Source organism: Microbacterium sp. cx-59 (assembly GCF_020805625.1).
Taxonomy (GTDB): Bacteria; Actinomycetota; Actinomycetes; order Actinomycetales; family Microbacteriaceae; genus Microbacterium.
Window position 1 is genome coordinate 227,080 of sequence record NZ_JAJHGO010000004.1, and the last position, 24,238, is coordinate 251,317.

Sequence of the window (24,238 nt, forward strand, 5' to 3'; positions counted from 1 at the left end):
ACCTCGCGCCCGCTCGGCGCGCGGGTTGACAGGACGGCGCGGGCCGTCAGCCGATGACGCCGTCCAGATACCACCAGCGTCCGCTCTGCCAGACGAAGCGGCTGTCCTCGTGCAGCTCGCCGCGCTCGCGACCGGCGCGGTATCGGGCGCGGAACTCGACGCGGCCGCGGGTGTCTCCCGGCATCCCCTCGCGGGTGCCGAGGATCGAAAGACCGGTCCAACGAAGGGCCGGGTCGGGATCGACATCGTCCGGACGCGTGCCCGGATGCCACGTTTCCCGCAGATACGCGCCGTCGCCCACGACGAACGCGGTGTACCGGGAGCGCATGAGCGCCTCCGCCGTGGCCGGTGGGGTTCCGCGGAGGGCTGGGGCGCAGCATCCGTCGTACGTCTCACCGCTGCCGCACGGGCACGAGGCGTCGCCTGTCACGACGGGAAAGCCGGGCATATCGGCAGCCTAGGCGGTACCCGCCCGCTGCCGTGCGGTGAGTGGTTGACTGGGGCCATGGAGCCGGTCGCCATGTTCCCCCTCGGTACGGTGCTGCTGCCCGCCATGCCCCTCACCCTGCGCATCTTCGAAGAGCGCTATCGCGTCATGCTCGGACGCCTGCTCGACGACGAGACGCCGTCGTTCGGGGTGACGCTCATCGAACGCGGCCACGAGGCCGGCGGGGGCGACGAGCGATTCCCGTTCGGCACGATGGCGCGCATCGCCCGCGTCGCCCCCGGCGCCGACGACATCGTGATCGTCGCGTACGGGGATCGCCGCATCCGGGTCCGCGAGTGGCTGGACGATGACCCCTACCCGCGTGCGCTCGTCGAGGAAGTGCCCGAACTCGCCTGGAAAGACGAACTGGCACCGCTTCGCGACGAGGTCGAACGTTCGGTGCGCCGCGTGCTCGCACGGTCGACGGAGTACGCGGACGGCACCTGGGATGCGAGCATCCCGCTGTCGGAAGACCCCCTCACCTCGTCGTGGCAGCTGGCCGGCATCGCTCCGCTCGGCCCCCTCGACCAGCATCGCCTGCTGCAGTCCCCCACCACGGGCGCCCTGCTCCGACAGACCCTGGATCTCGTGATCGAGGCCGAACCGCTGCTCACCTCCGCGAGCACCGATGCGGCGTTCGACGCGGCCCTCGACGACCTCCTACGGGCGGACGACACCGGCCCGGACGATGACGAGGACACCGATGGCGACGCGTCGCCCGGCGCGGGGCGCGAACCCGGCGAATAGGCTGTGCGGGTGAGTGAAGATTCGTCCCGCATCCGCTTCGTGACCCCGCGCGGGCGCCTGTTCGCGCTCGGCGCCGTGTGTCTGGCCGCCGCGGTGCTCGGCGTGTTCGTGGTGCTCCTGAACGGCGACAACGTTCTCGCGCTCATCGCCGGTACCGCCGCCATCGGCATCTTCGGGGTCGGGGGCGGCGTCTCGATCATCAATCAGCTGCGGCACTCGACGATCCTCCGCGCGGATGCGGACGGCATCCGTGTCGCGAAGATCGGTCGCGCACCGTGGGCCGACATCGACCGGATCGGCACCACACCCCAGGGCGAGCTCGGTGTGCGGTTCCGCCGCACCGACGCGCTGCTCGCGGGCGGTGCGTCCGGCACGGACGCCGAGTCGCTGCGCGCCACTCGCCGCACCAGCGGCGGATACGACCTGACCTTCGCCGAGCGGGAGCTCGGCACCACCCCCGCGGAGGCGGCGCGGAAGCTGCGCGCCCGGCAACCCTGATGCGTCTTCCGGCCGCCATCCGCGCCGCGCAGCGCACTCCGCTGCTGCTGGTGGTGAAGTCCGCCATCGCGGTCATCGGATCCTGGTTGCTCTCGCAGTGGCTGATCCCGGGACCCCTGCCGGTGTTCGCCGCGATCGCGGCGCTGCTCGTCGTGCAGCCGAGCCTCAACCAGTCGTTCAGCAAGGCGGTGGAGCGGTCGGTCGGAGTGATCCTCGGCGTCCTGCTCGCCACGACACTCGGACTCTTCTTCGGCAGCGGCACCTGGGTCATCCTGACGGCCGCGGCCTGCGGTCTGCTCATCGCGTGGGCACTGCGCCTCGCTCCGGGGGCAGCCACTCAGATCGCGATCAGCGCGATCCTCGTGCTCGCCCTCGGCACCGCGACGCCGGACTACGCGCTCGACCGGGTCATCGAGACGATCCTCGGCGCGGCGATCGGCGTCGTGGTCAACGTGCTCTTGGTGCCGCCGGTGGCCCTGGCGCCGGCTCGTGAGTCGACGGCGCGGCTCGGCAGCGAGTTGTCGGCATCCCTCGACCGGCTCGCCGAAGCCCTCACGAGCGTCCGCACGCGCGGGCAGCTCGAGGAGCTCATGCTCGAAGCGCGCCTCATGCGCCCGATGCGCGACGCCGCCGACGCCGCGATCCGTGCGGGTTCGGAGTCCCTCACGCTCAATCCGCGGAGCGGTCGGCATCGTGCGGAGCTGGCGGAGCTCACCCGGACCGTCGAACTGTACACACCGATCGTGACGCAGGTAACGGGGATGACCCGCGCGGTCTACGACCACTACTCCCCCGATCTCGTCGACGAGCCGCAGGTGCGGGCGATCGCGGAGCAGCTCCGCCGGGCGGCCCACGATGTCGAGCGGGTCGGTCAGCCCCCGGCAGCGGTCGTCGAAGAACCGCCGGCCCTGACGACGCCGTTGCAGATCACGCGTCCGTCGGCCACGCACTGGATCCTGATCGGGTCTCTGCTCGAAGACCTGCACCGCATCCATCACAGCCTCGTCGAAGCCGGCCGTCGGTCGGACGCCGACTGACGCTCGCCGGGATTCAGCCCAGCGCCGCGCAGGTCACGCACATCGTCGCGGTGGGTCGCACGCGCAGCCGATCGACCGGGATGGAGCGGCCGCAGCGGATGCAGATGCCGTACGTTCCCGCGTCGAGCCGGGCGCGCGCCGCGTCGATCTCCGCGATCTCGCGCACGGCGCCGATCCGCAGTCCCTCGAGGCGCGACCACTCGTCCGACAGCGTCGCACCCTCGGGGTCGTGCTCGTCGTCCGCGCCGGCCGGGTCACCGCGCGCGGCGAGGACGCCGCCGAGCGCGTCTCCGCGCGTGATCGCGTCACGCACCGCCTGCGCACGGAGCGCCTCCAGCCGGGCATCGAACTCGGCCCGAAAATCCGCATCCGTCATCGCAGGCCACGATAAGCCCGTCGGTCAGTCGACGGCTCCGCGTGCGTTGTACACGATCGAGTCGCTGTCGCCGTAGGCCGCGAATACCGCGACGGCCTCATCGTGACGCGTGCCGATGGAGACGCGGATGCCGCGGGCGTCGAACTGCGCCGCCCAGTCCGCCACGACCGGGCCCTCGTCGAACTTCGTGAGCTCCTCGAGCAGCGGACCCTCGCCCGCGACGACGAGCGATCGGACGCCGCTCCACATGGTCGCGCCGTAGCACATGACGCACGGACGCCAGTTGACGACGAGCTCGAGATCAGCGCCCTCCGCGCCGAGGTCCCAGCGGCCGAGGGCCGTCTGCGCGAGGCTCAGCGTCGTCACCTCGGCGTGCATCGAGCTGAGACCGGACGCCAACACGACGTTCACCCCCGCCGAGACGAGCGCGCCGGTAGCGGCGTCGACGACGATCGCGGCGAACGGACCGCCGCTGCCCTCGCGCCAGTTGCGATCCGCGAGCGCGTTGACGAGGTCCATTCGGTCCTCGAGCGTCGGCAGTACGGCGGGCAGGTCGTCGAGCTCACCGAGGAGCCACGCGGGCAGGGACGCAGAAAGAGAGGACGCGAGGTGCATTCCGCCATCTTCGCCGGTCCGTGTGTCGGCGCTGTTACGGCGCCTGTGGATAACGGCTGCGGCGCCGGATGCGGGACGGTTACGGTGTGCGTGTGATCCGTCGTCCGTTCCGCGCGCTGGTGGCCACCCTCGCGGTGGCCGGGATGATGACGCTTGCCGCCTGCACGACACCCGCGCCTGCTCCGACGCCGAGCGCCACCGGATTCACGGACGAGGCAGAGGCGTTCGCCGCCGCCGAGGAGACCTACCGCGCTTATGTGGACGCCCTGAACCGACGACGCGAGGACCCTACCGGCAATCCGACTCCTGAACAGTTCTTATCGGGCAACGCGCTTGATTCCGATGTGGACTCTCAGCGCCAGTTAGATGAGGCTGGACTTCGTATCACTGGAGCGTCATCTGTAGAGCGAGTGCTACCTAGCACCTTCGAGCTTCCGGACCAGGTCTCCATAGTCGTCTGTCTGGACTCTAGTGAGACTCGCGTGGTTGACGATTCAGGACAAGACAAGACTCCCGCTGATCGGGCAACAGTGAGTCGGCTAAGCGTCGATCTTGTTCGCGATTCCGATGTGTGGCTGATTTCGGACAGCCAGCTGATCGGGGAAGACCAGTGCTGAGCTTGGTTCTGACTCTGGGAATTCTCACGGCAGTATCCGCCGCGACAAGTTGCAGTCCAGACCTGGTCGCGGTGGGTGCGTGTTCCGTCGAGAATTCCGGCTCGCAGATCGATATCGGTGCGCAAACCGGCGGCGGCCCCGGCCGCGGTAACACCGGCCCGGGCGCCAACAACGGCGGCAACAGTAACGGCGGCAACAACGGCGCTCCCGTCGATCCCGACGCCCCGCGTTACGACGAGAACGGCAATCTGCTGCGCCCGGGGTGCGAGACCGTCCTGTGCCGGGGCAACTACACGGCGGTCGGGCTCCCCGACGTGACGCTCGCGGACATCGCGTCGTTCCGGCCGGCTGCGCCGTCTCTGGCGAGCGAACCCGCCGGTATCGGCATCGTCGGGATGCCGACGAACCTGGTGTCGGCCGCATCCGCGCAGAGCATTCCGGGCACTCTGTTCGGATACGACGTGGTCGTGCGGTTCACCCCCATCGGCTACCGCTTCGCGTACGGCGACGGTGCGACGCGGACCGCGGCGTCCGGCGGAGCGTCCTGGACCGCGCTCGGTCAGGCGCAGTTCACGCCCACCGGCACGAGCCATGCCTATCCGGCGCGCGGGGACTACATCGCCGCGGTGACGGTGCAGTACGCGCCCGAGGTCAGCTTCGACGGTGGCGGATGGCGCGAGATCGACGGCATCGTCGAGGCGACGACCGGCGGCCACCCGGTGCAGATCGTCGAGGCCCGCACGGCGCTCGTCGACCGCACGTGCGTGGAGAACCCGACCGGGCCCGGATGCTGACGCCACGCCGATCGCACGACGCACGCACTAGGTGAGCAGCGGCGCTAGCCTCTCGGCCGCGCCGTGGAGAACCGTGAGCACCTCTTCCGGCTCCTGAGCCCGTCGCAGCGGTCCGGAGAAGCCGATCGCCGCGGCCAATCTGCCGTCCACATCGCGGATCGGCCGGGCGACGCATGCCGTGCCCGGCGTGGTCTCGCCGAGCTGCCGTGTCGCTCCGTAGCGGGCGAGATCGGCCGCGGCCGCGCGGGTGATGTCGTCGTGCGCCCCGCTCTCGAGGTAGGCAAGACGCCCGAGCGCGTACCGTGCGGGTTCGCGGACGAGGCGCAGTTCATCGCTCAACGGAAAATCCGGGTCCGCATCCGCGACCATCACCCGGCCGTGGTCGTAGAGCACGAGATGCACACCCCCGCGAAGCGCCGAACGCGTCTCCGCGAGCACCAACCGGGCCGCCGTCGTGATGCGAACGGGAGACGCGACTGCTGCCAGCTGCGTCACCTTTGCCCCGAGCGCGAACCCGGCAAGATCCGGGGTCCGCACGAGGTACTCGTCCTCGACCAGCAGGTTGAGCAGCCGATAGGTCGTCGCGCGCGGCAGCTTCAGGGCATCGGAGATCTCCCGCGCCGTGACACCGGCGCCGAGGGCGGCGACGCACTCCAGCACGGTAAGCGCGCTATGGATCGCGCGGGGCTGGCGCGCGGTGAGGGTCGGGACGGCCGGAGCGGACTCGCGCTCAGCCACGAACGGTGTCACCACCCGCCGCCTGATCGGCGCGGGGAACTCCGCCCAGCACCTGCGTCGCGATCGGCTCGTCGTAGGTGCCGATCCGCTCCGGGAGGCGGCGACCTCCGCGAAGCCGCCAGGCGATCGCCCCGGTCGCGGCCATCGCCACGGCCACCGCGAGCCAGACCACAGCGCCGCCGCCCGCCGCATCCACGATGAAGAACGCCGCCAGGGCGGCGGTCAGGGCCGCGGCGCTGAAGAGCGCCATGAGCGCGCCGCCCACCGTCAGCTCACCGATGCGTCGAAGGAACACGGGAGCCGCCACGCACACCAGGACGTACGCCACGATGTACCCCGCGCCACCCAGGGCGATCGTCACGTGCATCGCGGCACGGATGTCGACCCCGGCGAGCACGAGGGCGAGCGGGACGAGCACGATGACGGGCAGGCACACGATCAACGCGCCCGTCGGGGTGCCCCAGCGCCGATGCGTGCGGCCGATGGCTTTCGGCACGACGCCGTCCCTCGCCATCGTGAACACGACACGAGTGAGCGCCGTCGCCGAGCCGATCGCGCAGGCGAGGAAGGATGCAGCGATCCCGACGTCAGCCAGCACGCCCCATCCGCCCAGCCCGAACGCCGCGCTCAGCTCGTTGATGGGTGATGCGCTGTCCGCGATCGAGCCGTCGATGGCGGCGAAACCCGCCACCTGGGTCACGGCGGCGAGAAGGTACAGAACCGCCGAGACCAGCACGGTCCAGGCGATGGCGCGAGGGACGGTGCGAAGCGGGGTCCGCGCCTCGACCCCGAGCGTCGCGGCGCTCTCGAAGCCCACGAATGCCGTCAGCGCCACGAGTGCGCCCGCCCCCACGGTCGCGAGCGATACGCCGTCCGCCGGCAGCAGGACCGACGGATCGATGGGCCCCATCCGCACCAGCAGCGCCACGAGGAGAGCCGCGATGATCGCCACGGACACCGCCTCCACCACGAGCGCGACACGCGAGGAGATACGGATGCCGCGCACCAGCACGAGCACCAGCAGCAGCGCCTCCGCGAGGAGGGTGCCCGCGATTGCCCCCGGTCCGTGCACCGCGGGCCAGAGCGCACCGAGCAGCATCGATGTGTAATACGCGCCGCCGAGCAGGGCGAACATCGCGATCGCGGCGTACCCCACGATGATCGCGGCGCCGGCGGCCAGGCCGGGCACCGGGCCCAGTCCACGCACCGCGTAGGTGTACAGCGCTCCCGTGGCGGCGAAACGGCGCGCGAACTGCGAGACCGTCTGCGCGACGAACAGGCTCAGGATGCCGGCCAGCAGCACGGCCGGCACGGTCGCCGACGGCTCGACCCCCGCGACGAGGAGCACCACGGTCGTGGCGGCCGCCGACGGCGCCACAGCCGATACGGACTGCGCGAGCACGTCGAAGAACCCGACGCTCCGCCGCGCGAGGCCGTGCAGCGGCGAGCGCGATCCGAAATCACTCACCGGATCCGGGCGCGCTATCGCTCGTTCGAGAGCGGTCATGGGTCACCTCCGGATGCTGCGCCGACGCTATCCGGTGCGGATTGCCCCGTCGCGACGTCGGTGTTTCCGCGACGTGACACCCGAATGAGACAGGGGACCGCGGGTGTCCCGTTCGGCGCGTACCAGGTCTTCTTCGCGCGGTGACGGCAGGGCAACGGCCGACCGGAAGGCTCGCTCCCGAACCGTCCCGCTCCCCGACCACGTACCCGACAAGGACTCTCATGACCCGGATCGAATCTCCCGGCGTCGCTTCGGCGCCGGCCCGCAGTCTTCAGGGATCGCTCGGGGTGACCGCCATCATCTTCATGGTCGTCGCCGCCGCATCCCCCCTCACGGTCGTCGGTGGCGCGGCCCCCCTCGGGATCCTGCTCGGCAACGGCGCCGGGTTCCCCGCCCTGTACGCGATCAGCGCCGTCATCCTGTTGTTCTTCGCGGTCGGCCTCGCGGCGATGACACGGCACGTGCCGAAGCCGGGGGCGTTCTTCACCTACGTCGGTTACGGTCTCTGCCGATCGACGGGCCTCGCGGCGGCATGGACGGCGATGCTGACCTACACGACCATCCAGGTCTCGGTGTACGGCTACGTCGGCTACATCTTGAGCGTCACGGTCACCTCGCTCGGCGGCCCCGCGATCGCCTGGTGGATCTATTCGCTGCTGACCGTGGCCCTCGTGGGGGTCCTCGGTTACCGGCACATCGACCTCTCCAGCAAGGTCCTCGGCGTGCTCCTCGTGGCCGAGGTCGGCATCGTTCTCGTTCTGGTCGCCGCCGTGGTGTTCTCCGGCGGCGCCCAGGGACTGAGTCTCGCGCCGTTCGCCCCCGAGAACGTCGTCAGCGGTTCCCCCGGCGTCGGCCTCATGTTCGCGATCGCGGCCTTTATCGGGTTCGAGGCGACGGCCATCTTCCGAGACGAGGCCCGTGACCCGAACCGCACGATCCCGCGCGCCACGTACGGCGCCGTCATCGGGATCGGCGTGTTCTACACGCTCGCCTCGTGGGCGCTGGTGATGGCGTGGGGACCGGATGGCGTCCTCGACGCTGCGGCGGAGAACCCGGGAACGCTGATCCTCCGGACGGTCGCGCAGTATCTCGGCATCGTCGGCGAGGTCACGGTCAACGTGCTGCTGATCACGTCGATGTTCGCGTGCGTGCTGTCGTTCCACAACGTCCTCACTCGCTATCAGCACTCCATGGCCGGTGCGGGCGTCATGCCCGATCGCCTGGGCGCCGTGCACCACCGTCACCTCTCCCCGCACGCGTCGTCGCTGGTCCAGACGATCACCTCGGTCGTCTTGATCGCGGTCTTCGCCGTGTTCCAGCTCGACCCGGTGCTGCAGGTGTTCACCTGGTTCGCCGGTGTCGCGACGCTCGCGATCGCGCTTCTGATGGCCGTCACGTCGATCGCGGTGATCGTGTACTTCGCGCGGACCCGTCAGGATCGCCGGATCTGGAACACGGTCATCGCCCCGGCCCTAGGGTTCGTCGGGCTCATCCTGTCGGCCGCGCTGATCGTCGTGTACTTCCCCCTCATGGTGGGCGACGTCGATGCGGAGGGCACCCCCGTCTTCGGCGCCGTCAGCTGGTTCCTGCTGGCGCTGGTCGTCGTCTTCCCCGTCTTCGGCTATCTGCAGGCCGTGTGGATCCGCCAACGCCGCCCGGCCGCCTACACGAAACTCACCGACTCGATCGCGTGACCCGCTTCCCTCCCCCGCTACACCGTCAGGAGATCTCCCCATGAGCACCCTCGATACCGCCACCTCGTCCGAATACACCGCGCCCGAAGCCCCGCAGCATCCGCTGTCGTCGCTGACCGGCGCCGAGATCGAGGCCGTGCGCGGCATCGTGCTCGGCCGCCCGGATGCGACCCCGACGACCCGCTTCGCCTACGTCGGCCTCGAGGAGCCGTCGAAGAGCCTGATCGCCCAGTGGCAGGCGGGCGGGCCCGTGCCGGAACGGACGGCGCGGGTGCAGCTGCTCGACATGGCCACCACCCGATCGCTCGACATGATCGTTTCGATCGACGCCGGCACGGTGCTCTCACAGGTCGAACTCGACGGCAGCGACGGGCAGCTGCCGATCCTGGATGCGGAGTTCGAAGAGGTCGGGATCATCGCGAACGAGAGCGCCGAATGGGTCGCGGCACTCGCCGCCCGCGGCCTCACCGTCGCCGACGTCGTGCTCGTGCCGTTGAGCGCGGGCAGCTACGGGTACGACGACGAGGTCGGACGCCGCATCCTGCGTACCTTCGCGTTCCGCCAGGACTACCCGGCCGATCACCCGTGGGCGCACCCGGTGGATGGTCTCACCGCCTACATCGACGTCGCCGATCGTCGAGTCATCCGCATCGTCGACACTCCCGGATTCGAGATTCCCGCCACGAGCGGCAACTACGACGACCCGGAGCTGCAGGGACCGCCCCTGGAGGGGCTGAAGCCGATCATCATCACGCAGCCGGAGGGATCGAGCTTCACGGTCGATGGGGAACACCTCACCTGGGGCGAGTGGGACCTCCGTATCGGGTTCGACACCCGCGAGGGGCTCGTGGTGCGCCAGCTGGCGTTCGCGGGCAGGCCCGTCATGTACCGCGGATCGATCAGCGAGATGGTCGTCCCCTATGCCGATCCGGCGCCGAACCGCTTCTGGCAGAACTACTTCGACACCGGCGAGTACCTGTTCGGGCGGTACACGAACGAGTTGGAGCTCGGCTGCGACTGCGTCGGCGACATCAGGTACCTCGACGTCACCATCGCCGACGAGCTCGGGCTGCCCCGCACCGTCCGCAACGGCGTCTGCATCCACGAAGAGGACTTCGGCACGCTCTGGAAGCACACCGACATCTTCACCGGAGCGAGCGAGGTGCGCCGGTCGCGTCGGCTCGTGATCTCGTTCTTCACCACGGTCGGCAACTACGACTACGGGTTCTTCTGGTACCTGTACCTCGACGGCACCATCGAGTGCGAGGCCAAGCTCACCGGCATCCTGTTCACGTCGGCGTACCCGGGTGCGAACGACGACGGCTCGCCCTACCCGTACGCCTCCGAGGTCGCTCCGGGACTCGGCGCCCCCTACCACCAGCACCTCTTCTCCGCCCGGCTCGACATGACCGTCGACGGCACCGCCAACGTCGTGAACGAGATCGACGCGGTGCGCCTGCCGATCTCCTCCACCAACCCGGCGGGCAACGCCTTCACGAAGCGCGTGACACCGATCGAATCGGAGGGCGTGTCGGGTCGCGTCGCGGACGGCGCCGTGAACCGCGTGTGGCAGATCGCATCGACCGAGAAGTCGACGTCGATGGGCCAGCCCACGTCCTACGTGCTGTTCCCGACGGAGACTCCGGTACTCCTCGCCGATCCCGACTCCTCCATCTCCGCACGCGCGGCGTTCGCGACCAAGAACCTGTTCGTCACGAAGTACGACCCTGCGGAGCGTTACGCCGCCGGCGACTTCGTGAACCAGCATCCGGGAGGTGCGGGGATTCCCGCCTTCATCGCGGGCGACGAGCCCCTCGTCGGTGAGGACGTCGTGCTGTGGCACACGTTCGGTCTCACGCATTTCCCACGCAACGAGGACTGGCCGGTCATGCCGATGGACTACGCCAAGTTCACGCTCAAGCCGTACAACTTCTTCGAGCGGAGCCCCGTGCTGAACGTGCCGGCACCGCAGAGCGCGCACTGCGCACCCGGCCACCACGATGCGCACGCCCACGGTCATGGCCCGGAAGCCGGGCTCGATGATCACGGCTCGCACGCGCACCACTGAACCGTGAACGAGGCCCTGCACGTCTGGGCGCTCGTCCCCGCTGCCGCGTCGGCCTGCTGTGTGGCGGCCGACCGGCGGCGGGTCCGTGTGCCCGAACTCGCCGCATCCGTCATCATGCTGCTCGCGATGGTGGATGCGGCGCTCCTCGGCATCGTCCCGCGCCCGTACTGGGCGGCATTGCTGATCGTCGGCGCGGTCGGGCTGGCGGCACTGCGGAGCCCGCGCCGCCGGCACCGGCCCCGCTCCGACGACGACGCCCTCATGACGGTGCACGCCGCGCTCGGACTCGTGGCGATGGCGGCGCTGCTGCTCGCGATGGCGCCCGCCTCCGCTGCTGCTCCGGCGCATGCGCACGGAGTGGGCGCCGGGGGCACGACGGGCCTGTTCGTGGTGGCATCCATCGCGTACGGGGCGTGGTCCGCGATCGCGGCGCAGCGCGCGCACGGACGACTCGTGCGCGCGCAGTTCGGCGCGATGGGGCTGGCGACCGTGGTGATGGCCGCGGCCATCGTGGTGTGAGCGGTCAGCGCTCCCGGACGAGCCACTGGCGCACCCGATCCAGCGGCCAGGTCGTGACGATCCGCTCCGCGGGAACACCCGCCGCCTCCGCACGGCGCGCGCCGTGATCGAGCAGGGACAGTTGGCCGGGCGCGTGCGCGTCGCTGTCGATGGAGAACAGGCATCCCGCCTCGAGGGCGATCGCGATCAGTTCATCGGGGGGATCCTGCCGCTCCGGACGCGCGTTGATCTCGACCGCCACGGCGTTCTCGGCGCATGCTGCGAAGACCGCGGGCGCATCGAAGACGGATGCGGGGCGCGTCCCCCGCGCGCCCTCCACGAGTCGTCCCGTGCAGTGGCCCAGCACGTCGGTGTGCCGGTCGCGGATTGCGGCCAGCATCCGGCGGGTCATGGCGGGCGACTCCATCCGGAGTTTCGAGTGCACACTCGCGACCACGACGTCCAGGCGATCGAGCAACTCCGGCTCCTGATCGAGGGCCCCGTCGTCGAGGATGTCGACCTCGATTCCGGTGAGGAGCGTGAATCCGTCGCCCGAGAACCCGCCGACGAGGTCGATCTGCGCCCGCAATCGCTCGGCGCGCAGGCCGTTCGCGACCCGGAGCCGCGGTGAATGATCGGTAAGGGCGAGGTACTCGTGGCCGAGCGCGCGTGCCGCATCCACCATCTGATCGATCGGGGTGAGCCCATCCGACCAGTCCGAGTGGGCGTGCAGGTCGCCCCGGAGCAGCGCGCGCAGGCCGCTCTCGACGGCCGCGACCCCGGCGCTCCCCCGGAGCTCGACCAGGTAGTCCGGAACCCCGCCCTCGATCGCCTCGCGGATCACCCGGAACGTGGTGTCGCCGATGCCCTTCGTTCGCTGGATGCGGCCGAGGTCGGTTCGCGCCGCCTCCGGCAGCTCCGCGAACGCCTTCGCGGCGGCACGGAACGCTTTCGAGCGGTACCGCGACGCCCGTTCGCGTTCGAGCAGCGCCGCGATCTCGTTCAGGGCATCGAGAGGGTCCATCCGCCCAGTCTGCCGCGCGCCGAGCCCCCGTGACAGGATGAGCGCGTGACCGACCGACTCATGCTCCTCGACAGCGCCTCCCTGTATTTCCGCGCGTTCTACGGAGTGCCCGAGAAGGTCACTGCCCCGGACGGCAGCCCGATCAACGCCGTACGCGGTTTTCTCGACATCATCGCGAAACTCGTCAGCACGTACCGCCCGACGCACCTCGTGGCGTGCTGGGACGACGACTGGCGTCCGCAGTGGCGCGTCGACCTGATCCCGAGCTACAAGACCCATCGCGTGGTCGAGGCCGTCGCGGCGGGACCGGATGTCGAGGAGGTCCCCGACCCGCTCGAGCGTCAGGTGCCCCTCATCCGCGAGGCGCTCGGGCTGTTGGGCGTCGTGATCGTCGGCGCGGCCGAGCACGAGGCCGACGATGTCATCGGCACGCTGGCAACGGATGCGGGCATGCCCGTCGACATCGTCACCGGCGACCGCGATCTCTTCCAGCTCATCGACGACGAGGCCGATGTGCGCGTCGTGTACACGGCGCGAGGGATGAGCAACCTCGAAGTGCTCACCGATTCCTCCGTCCAATCGAAATACGGCATTCGCGCCGCGCAGTACGTCGACTACGCGGTTCTCCGCGGTGATGCATCCGACGGTCTTCCGGGGGTGGCCGGCATCGGGGAGAAGACCGCGGCGACCCTGCTCGCCGCCCACGGCGACCTCGCCGGCATCATCGCAGCCGCCGAACGCGGCGAGGGAATGGGCGCGAGCGCCCAGGCCAAGGTGCAGGCCGGCGCCGACTACCTCGCCGTGGCACCGACGGTCGTGAAGGTGGTCCGGGACCTCCCCCTCGACGTCCCCGATACGGCGCTCGCACCGTTGACGGCGGATGCCCGCGGCGCGGCCGCATCCTTCACCGCTCAGTGGGGACTCGGGTCGGCCTTCGATCGCGCAGCGACCGCCATCGCCGACGTCAGCGCGACGGCGTAGAGCACCGCCAGCCCCAGCATCCCCCACAGAGCCACGTCCCACCCTCCCGTCGCCTCGTGCAACGCCCCGGCGATGGGTGCGCCGAAGGCGCCGATGCCGTAGCCGCCGCCCTGCACGAGGGCAGACATCGTGGTGGCCTCGGCATCCGTCCGCGCAACGCTCACCAGAGCCGAGAAGATGGCGACGAACCCGCCGGAGTGCGCGATCGCACCGAACGACAACCAGAGCCAGGTGAGCTCCGGCGCCGCCAGCATGCCGCCGGTCAGCAGCAGCCAGCTGGCGCTGATCACGAGGGTCGGCACGATGCGCGGGGCGACGCGGGCGAGCAACGGCACGACGAACGAGCCGAGCACCCCGACGCCCTGGAAGATCGACGCGAGCGCGCCCGCCGTCGCCGAGTCCAGGCCGAGGCGGTCGGCTCCGAGGGTCGGCAGCCAGGTCGAGAGCGCGTAGTAGATCGTGACCTGCAGGGCGAAAGCGATCAGCAGCAACCACGACGCGGGGCGGAGGAAGACCGACGATGACGCCGGCGCGACGATGGGCAGCGGCCCCGTGATCGTCTCCGGATCGAGATCGGTGCGGTGCGGCCGGGGCTCCGATCGCACGATCGGAACGGGATGGGCGGCGCGACGGCGTTCCCGCCTCAGGTGGGCGCCCCAGACCGCCACTCCCGCGAACGAGAGCACCGACCAGGCGACGAGGGCGAGGTTCCAGCCGACCACCTCCGCCAGCGGCGCCGTGAGCAGCGAGGTGATGAGCGAACCGACGTTCAGGGTCGCCGCGTACGACGCCGTCACGATGCCGACGCGTTCCGGCGGAACATCGCGGCGGATGACGACGGGGATGACGACGTTCCCGATCGTGATCGCCGCGCCGATCACGATCATCCCGACGAGCATCGAAGGGAACCCGGGGAGCGCGCGGATCGCCGTGCCGACCAGAACGCCGAGCAGCGTCACGAGAAGGGCGATCTCCGCACCTGCCCGACGGATCACGATCGCGGCGACCGGCGTCAGGAGCGCGAACATGAGCACGGGCGCGGTCGTCAGCAGGCCTGCGGTGCTCGCGCCGATACCGAGATCGGTCTCGATGTCGCGCAGCACCGGTGTCGGCGCGACGATCGGTCCGCGGAGGCTGAGGGCCGCCACGAGAACTCCCACGACGACGAGCCAGGGGAACGCGGCTCGGGATGCGGGAGGGCGGATCACCGATCCAGTCTAAGAAGGGCGAACGCGGACGGCGGGCCCGCATCGATGCGGACCCGCCGTGAGGAGGCGGTGGTGCGGGGCGACCCGTGACCTCAGCTGCTCGATACCGTGGCGCGCTTCACGATCACCGGAACGGACGCGAGGCGGTGGATCGCCGCGCCGAAGATGATCGAGAGCACACCGATGCCCATCGCGAATGCCGCGACGCCGAAGGACACGACCGAGGTGAACAGAGACGCCCGCAGGAACGACGCGTTCATCAGCGTCGCCCGCACCGGGTCGTCCTGGTCGAGCTGGGCGTAGGTCTTGCCATCGGATGCGGCCAGCGCGTGGTGCTGGATGATATCGGCCTGCACGTACGCGGTGAACGGACCCGCGACGGTCTGCCCCTGGAAGGCGGCGGCATCGTCGGGCACGGTGATGTTCTCGGCGCGGAGCTGCGAGGAGACCATGATCCAGACGACCAGGCCGACGAAGATCAATGCGATGCCGCCGAGGATGCCGAGGATGCCGGCGAGCTTGACGAGGCCTACCTTCTTGGTCGGGGTGTCGATGACATCGACGGTGGGTGCGGTGGTTGCGGACATGAGCGTTCCTCCTGGGGATCGCGGGCTGTTGATGCTCACGTTAGAGGTCTGACCACTTCACGCCCGCGACACCGCGCCGTGTTTAATCGAAGTCGCCGATCAGGCAGAGAGCTCGGTAGTCGTCGCCACCCAGTGCGCGAGCTTCGCCTCGGCCGCGCCGCTGTCGACGGCTGCGGCGGCCGCATCCTTCGCCTCGGCGAGGCGTTCGACGATGGAGCGCTGCGCCTGCGCCGGATCCTGGAAGAGGCGGAACGACACGATGCCCGCCGCGGTGTTCAGGAGCACGATGTCACGGACGGGCCCGCGCTCACCGGCCAGAACCCGACGGACGACCTCGGCGTTGTGCTCGGGGCCGCCGCCGATCAGGTCCTCGATGCGCGCGAGCGGAATCCCGAGGTCGCGCGGGTCCAGGTCGTGCTCGTGCACGTCACCGCGGGAGATCTCCCAGATCCGGCTGTGCCCGGTCGTCGTGAGTTCGTCGAGGCCGTCGTCGCCGCGGAACACGAGCGCTGTCGCACCCCGCGTCCGGAAGACACCCGTGATGAGCGGCACGCGATCCAGATGCGCCACGCCCACCGCGTTCGCCTCGGCCCGCGCCGGGTTGCAGAGCGGTCCCAGGAAATTGAAGACGGTCGGCACCCCCAACTCCGCCCGGGTCGGTCCCGCATGCCGGAAGCCGGGGTGGAACGCCGCCGCGAAGGCGAAGGTGATCCCCGTTCGGGCAAGAGTTTCCGCCACCGCCTCGGGCGACAGCGCCAGGTCCACACCGAGGGCGCGCAGCACGTCGGAGGACCCCGACGACGAGCTGGCCGCCTTGTTGCCGTGCTTGACCACCGGGATACCGCTGGCCGCCGCGACGATCGCCGACATCGACGAGATGTTCACGGTTCCGAACCGGTCGCCGCCCGTGCCGACGATGTCGAGCACGTGGGAATCGACCGGCAGCGGCAGCGCCGCTTCGAGGATCGCGTCGCGGAACCCGACGATCTCGTCCACCGTCTCGCCCTTCGCGCGGAGGGCGATGAGGAATCCGGCGAGCTGCGAGGGCGTCGCCGCGCCGGCCATGACCTCTCGCATCGCCCAGGTCGACTCGGAGATACTGAGGTCGCGTCGAGCCAGCAGCCGGGTCAGAATCGTCGGCCAGTCGTGAAGGTCCACCATGACTCCGAAGCCTATCGACCGCCCGCGGTTCGGGCCGCACCGGGGCAAAGTCCCGGTAGGACGCGACTCCCCGCGCACTCTGGCCTATTTCTTAGGTTCCCCTAAGCCGCGACGCGGCTTCCGCACAGGTACGCGGTGCGAGAACAGGCAGCCGATATCGGTCATAATGGACACTGTGACGACCCCAGCGACGTATTCCCAGGCCCTTCGCAAGGTTAAGAGGCCAGACCCGGTCGCCGTCGGCACCATCGTCTGGCTCGGCAGCGAAGTGATGTTCTTCGCCGGCCTGTTCGCGATCTACTTCACGCTGCGCAGCACCTCCCCCGAGCTGTGGGCCGACGAGTCCTCGCTGCTGAACGTCCCCTTCGCCACCGTCAACACGATCATCCTCGTGCTGTCGTCGGTCACGTGCCAGATGGGTGTGTTCGCCGCCGAGCGCTACCAGCCGTACCGCACCGACAAGAACCCGCTCAAATGGGGCATGGTCGAGTGGTTCTTCCTCACCTTCTTCCTCGGCGCCGTCTTCGTCTCCGGTCAGGTGTGGGAGTACGCCCAGCTCATCGCCGAGGGCATGCCGATCAGCGCCAACTCGTACGCGTCGGCCTTCTACATCACCACCGGCTTCCACGCCCTGCACGTGACGGGCGGACTCGTCGCGTTCCTGCTTGTCATCGGCCGCGCGTACGCCGTCAAGAACTTCGGACGCAAGGAGATGACCACCTCGATCGTCGTGTCGTACTACTGGCACTTCGTCGACGTGGTCTGGATCGCCCTGTTCCTCGTCATCTACTTCCTGCGATAGAGCGGAGCCCCACGAACTCATGGCACGAGAGAAGAAGCGTCGGCAGTCCGGTCGTCGCAGCCCCCTGGCCGCCGCTGCCCTCATCGGCATCGGCCTGCTGCTGACGGGCGGCGTGTACGCCGGCGCATCTGCCGCGATGGCCGCAACGACCGACACGTCGGCTGCGGCATCCACGCTCACCGTCGAAGACGGCAAGAAGCTGTTCCAGGCCAACTGCGCCACCTGCCACGGACTCGACGTCCAGGGCACGGAAAGCGGACCCTCGCTGTACGGGGTCGGCGAGCTGGCCGTTCACTTCCAGGTCTCCACGGGCCGGATGCCGCTGCAGGCGCAGGCGCCGCAGGCACCGCAGAAGCCGGTGCAGTTCACGCAGGACCAGATCGACGCGATGGCCAGCTACGTGCAGTCCATCGCCCCCGGCCCGACCTACCCGGCGGCCGAGGTCCTCGACGGTCAGGGCGACGTGTCGGAGGGCGCCGAGCTCTTCCGCATCAACTGCGCCATGTGCCACAACGTCGCGGGCGCCGGCGGCGCTCTCACGGAGGGCAAGTACGCCCCGAACCTGCACACCACGAGCGCACTGAACATGTACGCGGCCATGGTCACCGGCCCGCAGAACATGCCCGTGTTCAACGACATGAACCTCTCGGCCGAAGACAAGCGCGACATCATCTCCGCGCTTCTCTACATGCAGGACAACGAATCGCCCGGCGGATTCTCGCTCGGGTCGCTCGGTCCGGTATCCGAGGGCCTTTTCATCTGGATCTTCGGGATCGGCGGACTGATCGCCATCACGGTGTGGATCACCGCGAAGTCGAACTAACCGTCCCCCACGAACGAACGCACGAGGAGCACCATGGCACACGAGGGCGACCCGCTAGAGCACGAGAGGGCTTCCTGGAAGCCGTCGAGTGGTCTCGCTGTGGCAGTGTCCGACCCGGTGCAGAACCCCGGTCTTCCTGACCACAGGGAACGCATCACGGACAAGGACCCGGCGGCGATGAAGCGCGCCGTACGCACGGTCTACACGCTCTTCTACCTGTCGGTTGCGGCATCCATCTGGGCCGTCATCGCGTACCTGATCTTCCCGATCGAGAGCGGATCGCTCGCCGCGATCCGCGACAACAACCTCTTCATCGGCCTCGGTATCGCCTTCGCGCTGCTCGCCATCGGCGTCGGCGCGATCCACTGGTCGAAGGCCGTCATGTCCGACAAGGAGTTCATCGAGCCGCGCCACGCCACGCGCGGTCGGGACTCGACGCGCGAAGCCGTCATCGCGAACTTCGAGGTCGCGAACGAGGAGTCCGGATTCGGGCGCCGCACGATGATCCGGAACTCGCTGTTCGCCGCACTCGTCGCCTCGGTGATCCCCGGCGTCGTCCTCTTCCGCGGTCTCGCTCCGCAGAACAGCGCCGCGAACCCGTACGCGGGCGACCCCGTGCACCTGCTCAGCCACACCATGTGGACCGAGGGAACGCGCCTGGCGCGCGACCCCAGCGGCGAGCCGATTAAGGCATCCGAAGTCACCCTGGGTTCCGCGTTCCACGTGATCCCCGAAGAGCTCGCCGGCGTCAGCCACCACGACGGGTACCTCGAGGAGAAGGCCAAGGCGATCGTTCTGCTGATGCGCATGCCGCAGGAGAAGCTGATCGAGGCCGAGGACCGCAAGGACTGGTCGTACGACGGCATCGTCGCCTACTCCAAGGTCTGCACGCACGTCGGTTGCCCGGTGGCGCTCTACGAGCAGCAGACCCACCATCTGCTGTGCCCGTGCCACCAGTCGCAGTTCGACGTCGCCGACGGCGCCAAGGTCATCTTCGGCCCGGCCGCGCGTCCCCTTCCCCAGCTGCCGATCACCGTCGACGCCGAGGGCTACCTCGTCGCACGCAGCGACTTCACCGAACCCGTCGGCCCGAGCTTCTGGGAGCGTCATTGAGTACCGTCACCCACCCCACGGAGAACGTCACGACCGAGCCTGCCTCGGGCGTGACGACGGCTCCCCCCGCGGGTCGCGACGGTAAGCCGCTCGGCGGCCGTTTCGTCGGCGCTGCGGCGAACTATCTCGACGAGCGCACCAGCCTTTCGGGGCTCGTGAAAGAGCTGGGTCGCAAGATCTTCCCCGACCACTGGTCGTTCATGCTCGGTGAGATTGCCCTGTGGGCGTTCGTTGTCGTGCTGCTCTCGGGCACGTTCCTCACGTTCTTCTTCCAGGCATCCATGGTCGAGACGCACTACTTCGGTGCGTACGAGCCCATGCGCGGCATCGAGATGTCTGCGGCGCTCGAGTCGAGCCTGCACATCTCCTTCGACGTCCGCGGTGGTCTGCTGGTTCGCCAGATCCACCACTGGGCCGCCCTCGTCTTCGTGGCGGGCATCGGCGTGCACATGCTCCGCGTGTTCTTCACGGGTGCTTTCCGCAAGCCGCGCGAGCTCAACTGGGTCATCGGCTTCATCCTCTTCATCCTGGCGATGGCCGAGGGCTTCACCGGGTACTCCCTCCCCGACGACCTGCTCTCGGGTAACGGCCTCCGCATCATCGACGGCATGGTCAAGGGCATCCCGATCGTCGGCACCTGGATCTCGTTCCTCCTCTTCGGCGGAGAGTTCCCCGGAACCGACATCGTCGGCCGCCTCTACACGCTGCACATCCTGCTGCTTCCGGCGATCCTCGTCGCGCTCCTTGCGCTGCACCTCATCCTGATGATCATCAACAAGCACACGCAGTTCGCCGGTCCCGCCCGCACGAACAGCAACGTCGTGGGCTACCCGATGATGCCCGTCTACATGTCGAAGATGGGTGGCTTCTTCTTCATCACGTTCGGTGTGATCGTGCTGATCGCGTCGCTCGTGACGATCAACCCCATCTGGAACTACGGACCGTACGACCCCTCCCCGGTGTCGGCCGGTACCCAGCCGGACTGGTACATCGGATTCGCGGATGGTGCGCTGCGCCTCGTTCCGCCGCACCTGGAGACCGTCTTCCTCGACCACACCTGGTCGTGGAACATCATCCTGCCGCTGGCAGTCCTCGGCCTGTTCATCGTCCTCGTGCTGATCTACCCGTTCATCGAAGCTTGGGTCACGGGCGACAAGCGGGAGCACCACATCGCTCAGCGTCCGCGCAACGCGGCCACCCGCACGGCGATCGGCGCCGCTGGCGTGACGTTCTACGCGGTCCTGTGGGCAGCGGCATCCTCCGACATCATCGCCACGCACTTCTGGGTGACGATGGAGGGAGTGATCCACACGCTGCAGGCGCTCCTGATCATCGGCCCGATCATCGCCTACTTCGTCACGAAGCGGATGGCTCTCGCGCTGCAGAAGAAGGATCGTGAGATCGCTCTGCACGGTTACGAGTCCGGTCGCATCGTCCGCCTCCCCGGCGGCGAGTACATCGAGGTGCACCAGCCCGTCGACGAGTACGAGCGCTGGAAGCTGGTCGACAACGAGGTGAACGAGCCTCTCGTGGTTCGTCCGAACGCCCAGGGGCGCATCCCGTGGCACGAGAACCTCCGCGCGTCGATCTCGCGCTGGTTCTTCGAGGACCGTCTCGTACCGCTCACGCAGGCCGAACTCGATGCCGCGGTCGCTCACCAGCACCACACGCTCGACCACATCGACTCCGAGGAAGACGCCGAGATCGCCGGCGCCACGGATCGCGCGGAGAAGGAGGGTCGCCCGACCATCTCGCTGCACGACAAGGCCGAGGTCGAGTTCCCGTCACCGAAGCGTCTCGAAGAGCTGAACGCTCCGAAGGACGACGAGCCACGCAGCTGAGGCTGTGACACCGAATGCCCCGGCAGACCGCCGGGGCATTCGTCATTTCCGTAGCGTGCGATGTTGGTGGCTGTAACATCGCCGTGACAGCGCCCGGTTACGGTAACGGAGTGCGAGTCATCATCATCGGCGCAGGTATCGGCGGAACGAGCGCGGGCATCGCCCTGCAGCGACTCGGCCACGATGTGCGCATCTACGACCAGATCCGTGAGAACCGTCCGGTGGGCGCAGCCCTCTCACTGTGGCCGAACGGCGTCAAGGTCCTGAACTGGCTGGGTCTGCGCGACGAGGTCGCGGCGCTCGGCGGCCACCTCGACACCATGGCCTACGTCGACGGCCACACCGGCGACACGATGTGCCGGTTCAGCCTCGACCCGGTCACCGATCAGACCGGTCAACGCTCCTACCCCGTCGCCCGCGCCGACCTGCAGGGCCTCCTGATGGACACCGTCGGTGCCGACCGCATCCATCTCGGGATGCGGATGCAGTCGATCTCGCAGACCGACGACGAGGTGACCGTGACCTTCGAGAACGGTCAGACGGCGACGGCGGATCTCGTCATCGGCGCGGATGGCGCGCGGTCGCTGACACGCGACTACGTCCGAGGCACTCCGACCGAACGCCGCTACTCCGGCTACACGAACTTCAACGGGCTCGTCCCGATCGACACGCGCGTCGGACCGGTCGACCAGTGGACCACGTACGTCGCGGAAGGAAAGCGCGTCTCGGTCATGCCCGTCGCCGGCGATCGCTTCTACTTCTTCTGCGACGTACCCCAGCCGTCCGGCATCCCCTACGACCGTTCCACCGGGATCGCACCCCTGCGCGAGGCGTTCGCCGGCTGGGCCCCGGGCGTGCAGACACTTCTCGATTCGATCGATCCGGCGACATCCTTCAACCGGGTCGAGATCTGGGACGTCGACCCGTTCCACACCTGGACGCGCGGTCGTGTGGTCCTGCTGGGCGACTCCGCGCACAACACGGCCCCCGACATCGGTCAGGGAGCGTGTTCGGCGCTCGAGGACAGCTACGTGCTCGGCCTGCTCTTCGCCACCACCTCACTCGGCATCGAAGACACCCTGCGCCGCTACGAGCACGCCCGCACGCAGCGCGCGGCCGATCTGGTTCTGCGCGCCCGCAAGCGCGCCGCGGAGACGCACGGTTTCGAGCCCGACGTGACCGAGGCCTGGTACGACGGCCTGCGGCGTGAAACCGGCGAGAACGTCATCCGGGGAATCGTGGGCAACATCGCCGACAGCCCCGTTTCGATCGGCGGGCTCCTGGCCTGATCCGGCAGGAATCCGCCGACGGGCGTCTGCCTGATCAAGGTCGGCGGCGGTACGCCCGGCCTAGGCTCGGACGATGACCGACGCCCTCGACTTCTTCTCGACGAAACTCACCCACGAGACCGACCCCTCCGACGTGTACGCGGCTCAGAAGAACGGTGAGCACGTCGTGCTCATCGACGTACGCGGCGATGAGGCGTGGGCTCAGGGTCGAGTCGCCGGTGCCATACACATGCCGTATCGGCAGATCGCGGAGCGGGCGCCCGTCGAGATCCCCGCCGGTACCGCCGTGGTCGTCTACTGCTGGAGCCCGGGATGCAACGCCGGCGCGAAGGGCGCCCGCGAGTTCGCGCTTCTGGGGTACCCGGTGCGCGAGATGATCGGAGGGTTCGAGTACTGGGCGCGCGAGGGACAGCCCACCGAGAACGACCGGGGAGCGCTCCCCCGCACCTTCGACCCGCTCGTCATGGTCGTACGGGACCCGGCCTGACCCGAAGGGATCATGCGATGACGTCGAGCTGCTCCTGGAACCGCTCCGCGGCCGAACCGGCGAACGCGGCTCGTTCGTGCAGATCGGCAAGGCCGTCGACCACGTCGCAGATGACCGCGGTCACATTGTCGCGAGAGCCACTCTCGAGAGCCAGGGCGACGAGCGCCTCAGCGGCGGGCCCGACGTCGCGGTGACGGAGGAGCGTGAGCCCGATCTCTTCATCATCGAGGTAGTCGCTCACTCCATCGCTGCACAGCAGCCAGCGATCCCCCACCACGGCCTCCCGCTCTGCGACGGAGACGACATCCTCTTCCCCGCCGCCGAGAGACGCGGTGATGATGTTGCGACGAGGGTGGGATGCGGCAGCCTCCGGAGCGAGCAACCCGCTGTCGACCAGCGCCTGCACGTAGGAGTCGTCGCGCGTCTGCCGCAGCAGCTGGGCGTGGCGCAGAACGTAGGCGCGCGAGTCCCCCGTGTGCGCGAGGAGCAGCCGGTCGTCGGGCGTCACGAAGATCCCGGTGAACGTCGTCGCCATTCCCTGCAGGCTGGGGTCGCGGCGCACGTGTGCGCGCAGGTCCCAGTTCGCCTCACGGATGCGGGCGAGCAACTCCTCCGGCTCGGTGATCCGCATCGGGCCGGGCACCAGCCGATGGACGAGCGCGGCCGAGGCGAGGTCGCCCGACGGACCGCCACCGACGCCGTCGGCAACCGCGGCTCCCCAGGACGCGGTGAACGCCGCGTCCTGATTGGAGGCACGATGGGGGCCGATGTCGGAGACGACGGCCGGATTCAACCGGATCGACACGGATCAGCGCGCGAAATACCCGCGGTAGTACTCGAACACCCAGCCGACGATGGCAATGGCGAAGACCGCGAATCCGATGGGCACCATCCACGTACCGACCGCGAGGCCGATCGCGGCGATGGCGGCTGAGGCGGCGAGCACGATGGGCCACCAGGACCACGGGCTGAATTCGCCGAGCTCGGGGTCGCCGTCATCAATGTCGGCCGTGAGGGTGTCCTCGGGAAGCTCGCCGCCCTGCGCCATGTAGACGCGCTGGGTGTAGAAGCCGATCATGGCGGCCATCAGCGCACCGAACAGCAGCGCGATCGAACCCACCCACTCGATCGCCTTGTACCAGGGCTGAATCTCGGGATGCGCCAGCACGCTCCATCCGATGTACACGACATCGATGAAGACGAAGAAGCCGACCAGGATCCACCAGATCGTGGTGTTCGTGCGCAC

At 69.0% G+C, this 24,238-nt stretch carries 26 protein-coding genes; 15 read left to right on the top strand and 11 right to left on the bottom strand.

All coding sequences use genetic code 11. The features are described from left to right. Nucleotides 1-46: 46 nt before the first annotated feature. A complete protein-coding gene (locus LMI96_RS04525) occupies nucleotides 47-448 on the bottom strand; it encodes a YchJ family protein (protein WP_228360626.1) in 402 nt (133 codons plus the stop codon). A gap of 57 nt (nucleotides 449-505) precedes the next feature. Here LMI96_RS04525 and LMI96_RS04530 point away from each other — a divergent pair, with 57 nt between their 5' ends. From LMI96_RS04530 to LMI96_RS04540, 3 genes are read left to right on the top strand one after another with little or no spacing between them, the layout of a single operon-like run. Next, nucleotides 506-1,234: an LON peptidase substrate-binding domain-containing protein gene (locus tag LMI96_RS04530; RefSeq protein ID WP_308015746.1), complete on the top strand. Its 729-nt coding sequence runs from the start codon at nucleotides 506-508 to the stop codon at nucleotides 1,232-1,234. A 9-nt stretch (nucleotides 1,235-1,243) separates the two neighbouring features. Then, a complete protein-coding gene (locus tag LMI96_RS04535) occupies nucleotides 1,244-1,732 on the top strand; it encodes a hypothetical protein (RefSeq protein WP_228360627.1) in 489 nt (162 codons plus the stop codon). Further along, entirely contained in the window at nucleotides 1,732-2,769 is a 1,038-nt protein-coding gene (locus LMI96_RS04540) for an aromatic acid exporter family protein (protein WP_228360628.1), read from the top strand. Before LMI96_RS04535 ends, LMI96_RS04540 begins: the two co-directional genes overlap by 1 nt. Before the next feature lie 13 nt (nucleotides 2,770-2,782). Here LMI96_RS04540 and LMI96_RS04545 read toward each other — a convergent pair whose 3' ends face one another. Further along, nucleotides 2,783-3,145, bottom strand: coding sequence for a TraR/DksA C4-type zinc finger protein (locus LMI96_RS04545; RefSeq protein ID WP_223721418.1), 363 nt, complete (start codon nucleotides 3,143-3,145; stop codon nucleotides 2,783-2,785). Between the two features lie 24 nt (nucleotides 3,146-3,169). Further along, entirely contained in the window at nucleotides 3,170-3,760 is a 591-nt protein-coding gene (locus tag LMI96_RS04550) for a nucleoside deaminase (RefSeq protein WP_228360629.1), read from the bottom strand. A gap of 92 nt (nucleotides 3,761-3,852) precedes the next feature. Between LMI96_RS04550 and LMI96_RS04555 the strand changes: the two genes are divergently transcribed. Next, the gene (locus LMI96_RS04555; RefSeq protein ID WP_228360630.1) at nucleotides 3,853-4,377 is read left to right on the top strand and encodes a hypothetical protein; all 525 of its coding nucleotides are present in this window, start codon (nucleotides 3,853-3,855) and stop codon (nucleotides 4,375-4,377) included. A 71-nt stretch (nucleotides 4,378-4,448) separates the two neighbouring features. Continuing rightward, nucleotides 4,449-5,171, top strand: a complete 723-nt coding sequence (locus tag LMI96_RS04560; RefSeq protein ID WP_228360631.1) for a hypothetical protein — start codon at nucleotides 4,449-4,451, stop codon at nucleotides 5,169-5,171. 27 nt (nucleotides 5,172-5,198) lie between these two features. On the opposite strand, the gene LMI96_RS04565 is transcribed toward LMI96_RS04560, so the two are convergent. Both LMI96_RS04565 and LMI96_RS04570 read right to left on the bottom strand, forming a co-directional pair. Then, a complete protein-coding gene (locus LMI96_RS04565) occupies nucleotides 5,199-5,909 on the bottom strand; it encodes a helix-turn-helix domain-containing protein (protein WP_228360632.1) in 711 nt (236 codons plus the stop codon). After that, on the bottom strand, nucleotides 5,902-7,377 hold the full coding sequence (locus LMI96_RS04570) for an APC family permease (RefSeq protein ID WP_228360633.1): 1,476 nt from the start codon (nucleotides 7,375-7,377) through the stop codon (nucleotides 5,902-5,904). The genes LMI96_RS04565 and LMI96_RS04570 overlap by 8 nt, the downstream gene beginning before the upstream one ends. Nucleotides 7,378-7,637: 260 nt before the next feature. Here LMI96_RS04570 and LMI96_RS04575 point away from each other — a divergent pair, with 260 nt between their 5' ends. From LMI96_RS04575 to LMI96_RS04585, 3 genes are read left to right on the top strand one after another with little or no spacing between them, the layout of a single operon-like run. Then, nucleotides 7,638-9,110, top strand: coding sequence for an APC family permease (locus tag LMI96_RS04575; RefSeq protein WP_228360634.1), 1,473 nt, complete (start codon nucleotides 7,638-7,640; stop codon nucleotides 9,108-9,110). A gap of 40 nt (nucleotides 9,111-9,150) precedes the next feature. Then, nucleotides 9,151-11,178, top strand: coding sequence for a primary-amine oxidase (locus LMI96_RS04580; RefSeq protein ID WP_228360635.1), 2,028 nt, complete (start codon nucleotides 9,151-9,153; stop codon nucleotides 11,176-11,178). A 3-nt stretch (nucleotides 11,179-11,181) separates the two neighbouring features. Beyond that, a complete protein-coding gene (locus tag LMI96_RS04585; protein ID WP_228360636.1) occupies nucleotides 11,182-11,697 on the top strand; it encodes a hypothetical protein in 516 nt (171 codons plus the stop codon). Between the two features lie 4 nt (nucleotides 11,698-11,701). On the opposite strand, the gene LMI96_RS04590 is transcribed toward LMI96_RS04585, so the two are convergent. Then, entirely contained in the window at nucleotides 11,702-12,700 is a 999-nt protein-coding gene (locus LMI96_RS04590) for a PHP domain-containing protein (RefSeq protein WP_228360637.1), read from the bottom strand. A gap of 45 nt (nucleotides 12,701-12,745) precedes the next feature. Here LMI96_RS04590 and LMI96_RS04595 point away from each other — a divergent pair, with 45 nt between their 5' ends. After that, on the top strand, nucleotides 12,746-13,681 hold the full coding sequence (locus LMI96_RS04595) for a 5'-3' exonuclease (RefSeq protein ID WP_228360638.1): 936 nt from the start codon (nucleotides 12,746-12,748) through the stop codon (nucleotides 13,679-13,681). On the opposite strand, the gene LMI96_RS04600 is transcribed toward LMI96_RS04595, so the two are convergent. The 3 genes from LMI96_RS04600 to trpD form a co-directional block, all read right to left on the bottom strand. Further along, nucleotides 13,612-14,889 (bottom strand): CynX/NimT family MFS transporter, encoded by a 1,278-nt coding sequence (locus LMI96_RS04600; protein WP_223721429.1) that lies wholly within the window; start codon nucleotides 14,887-14,889, stop codon nucleotides 13,612-13,614. The genes LMI96_RS04595 and LMI96_RS04600 overlap by 70 nt on opposite strands. 92 nt (nucleotides 14,890-14,981) lie before the next feature. Continuing rightward, the gene (locus tag LMI96_RS04605) at nucleotides 14,982-15,476 is read right to left on the bottom strand and encodes an aromatic ring-opening dioxygenase LigA (RefSeq protein ID WP_228360639.1); all 495 of its coding nucleotides are present in this window, start codon (nucleotides 15,474-15,476) and stop codon (nucleotides 14,982-14,984) included. A gap of 99 nt (nucleotides 15,477-15,575) precedes the next feature. After that, nucleotides 15,576-16,637, bottom strand: a complete 1,062-nt coding sequence (gene trpD / locus LMI96_RS04610; protein ID WP_223721431.1) for an anthranilate phosphoribosyltransferase — start codon at nucleotides 16,635-16,637, stop codon at nucleotides 15,576-15,578. Nucleotides 16,638-16,803: 166 nt separating this feature from the next. Here trpD and LMI96_RS04615 point away from each other — a divergent pair, with 166 nt between their 5' ends. From LMI96_RS04615 to LMI96_RS04640, 6 genes are all read left to right on the top strand, one after another. Continuing rightward, the gene (locus LMI96_RS04615; RefSeq protein ID WP_223721432.1) at nucleotides 16,804-17,439 is read left to right on the top strand and encodes a heme-copper oxidase subunit III; all 636 of its coding nucleotides are present in this window, start codon (nucleotides 16,804-16,806) and stop codon (nucleotides 17,437-17,439) included. A gap of 19 nt (nucleotides 17,440-17,458) precedes the next feature. After that, nucleotides 17,459-18,262 (top strand): c-type cytochrome, encoded by an 804-nt coding sequence (locus tag LMI96_RS04620; RefSeq protein ID WP_223721433.1) that lies wholly within the window; start codon nucleotides 17,459-17,461, stop codon nucleotides 18,260-18,262. A 33-nt stretch (nucleotides 18,263-18,295) separates the two neighbouring features. Beyond that, nucleotides 18,296-19,375 carry a ubiquinol-cytochrome c reductase iron-sulfur subunit gene (locus LMI96_RS04625; protein ID WP_223721434.1) on the top strand — a complete coding sequence of 360 codons (1,080 nt, stop codon included), beginning with the start codon at nucleotides 18,296-18,298 and terminating at the stop codon, nucleotides 19,373-19,375. A 50-nt stretch (nucleotides 19,376-19,425) separates the two neighbouring features. After that, the gene (locus tag LMI96_RS04630) at nucleotides 19,426-21,216 is read left to right on the top strand and encodes a cytochrome bc complex cytochrome b subunit (protein ID WP_228360798.1); all 1,791 of its coding nucleotides are present in this window, start codon (nucleotides 19,426-19,428) and stop codon (nucleotides 21,214-21,216) included. Between the two features lie 110 nt (nucleotides 21,217-21,326). Further along, a complete protein-coding gene (gene hpxO, locus LMI96_RS04635; RefSeq protein ID WP_228360640.1) occupies nucleotides 21,327-22,505 on the top strand; it encodes an FAD-dependent urate hydroxylase HpxO in 1,179 nt (392 codons plus the stop codon). A gap of 73 nt (nucleotides 22,506-22,578) precedes the next feature. After that, nucleotides 22,579-22,992 carry a rhodanese-like domain-containing protein gene (locus LMI96_RS04640; protein WP_228360641.1) on the top strand — a complete coding sequence of 138 codons (414 nt, stop codon included), beginning with the start codon at nucleotides 22,579-22,581 and terminating at the stop codon, nucleotides 22,990-22,992. A gap of 10 nt (nucleotides 22,993-23,002) precedes the next feature. Here the strand turns inward: LMI96_RS04640 and LMI96_RS04645 are convergent, their stop codons facing one another. Together LMI96_RS04645 and LMI96_RS04650 are read right to left on the bottom strand one after the other, a co-directional pair. Then, on the bottom strand, nucleotides 23,003-23,797 hold the full coding sequence (locus tag LMI96_RS04645; protein ID WP_228360642.1) for a PP2C family serine/threonine-protein phosphatase: 795 nt from the start codon (nucleotides 23,795-23,797) through the stop codon (nucleotides 23,003-23,005). A 3-nt stretch (nucleotides 23,798-23,800) separates the two neighbouring features. After that, a complete protein-coding gene (locus LMI96_RS04650; protein ID WP_223721438.1) occupies nucleotides 23,801-24,238 on the bottom strand; it encodes a cytochrome c oxidase subunit 4 in 438 nt (145 codons plus the stop codon).

Excerpts from the sequence above, each read along its gene's own strand:
- LMI96_RS04525 (WP_228360626.1), bottom strand. The coding sequence starts at position 448 with ATGCCCGGCTTTCCCGTCGTGACAGGCGACGCCTCGTGCCCGTGCGGC.
- LMI96_RS04575 (WP_228360634.1), top strand. The coding sequence starts at position 7,638 with ATGACCCGGATCGAATCTCCCGGCGTCGCTTCGGCGCCGGCCCGCAGT.
- LMI96_RS04545 (WP_223721418.1), bottom strand. The coding sequence starts at position 3,145 with ATGACGGATGCGGATTTTCGGGCCGAGTTCGATGCCCGGCTGGAGGCG.
- trpD (WP_223721431.1), bottom strand. The coding sequence starts at position 16,637 with ATGGTGGACCTTCACGACTGGCCGACGATTCTGACCCGGCTGCTGGCT.
- LMI96_RS04540 (WP_228360628.1), top strand. The coding sequence starts at position 1,732 with ATGCGTCTTCCGGCCGCCATCCGCGCCGCGCAGCGCACTCCGCTGCTG.
- LMI96_RS04590 (WP_228360637.1), bottom strand. The coding sequence starts at position 12,700 with ATGGACCCTCTCGATGCCCTGAACGAGATCGCGGCGCTGCTCGAACGC.
- LMI96_RS04550 (WP_228360629.1), bottom strand. The coding sequence starts at position 3,760 with ATGCACCTCGCGTCCTCTCTTTCTGCGTCCCTGCCCGCGTGGCTCCTC.
- LMI96_RS04530 (WP_308015746.1), top strand. The coding sequence starts at position 506 with ATGGAGCCGGTCGCCATGTTCCCCCTCGGTACGGTGCTGCTGCCCGCC.
- LMI96_RS04615 (WP_223721432.1), top strand. The coding sequence starts at position 16,804 with ATGGACACTGTGACGACCCCAGCGACGTATTCCCAGGCCCTTCGCAAG.
- LMI96_RS04625 (WP_223721434.1), top strand. The coding sequence starts at position 18,296 with ATGGCACACGAGGGCGACCCGCTAGAGCACGAGAGGGCTTCCTGGAAG.
- LMI96_RS04580 (WP_228360635.1), top strand. The coding sequence starts at position 9,151 with ATGAGCACCCTCGATACCGCCACCTCGTCCGAATACACCGCGCCCGAA.
- LMI96_RS04640 (WP_228360641.1), top strand. The coding sequence starts at position 22,579 with ATGACCGACGCCCTCGACTTCTTCTCGACGAAACTCACCCACGAGACC.
- LMI96_RS04620 (WP_223721433.1), top strand. The coding sequence starts at position 17,459 with ATGGCACGAGAGAAGAAGCGTCGGCAGTCCGGTCGTCGCAGCCCCCTG.
- LMI96_RS04605 (WP_228360639.1), bottom strand. The coding sequence starts at position 15,476 with ATGTCCGCAACCACCGCACCCACCGTCGATGTCATCGACACCCCGACC.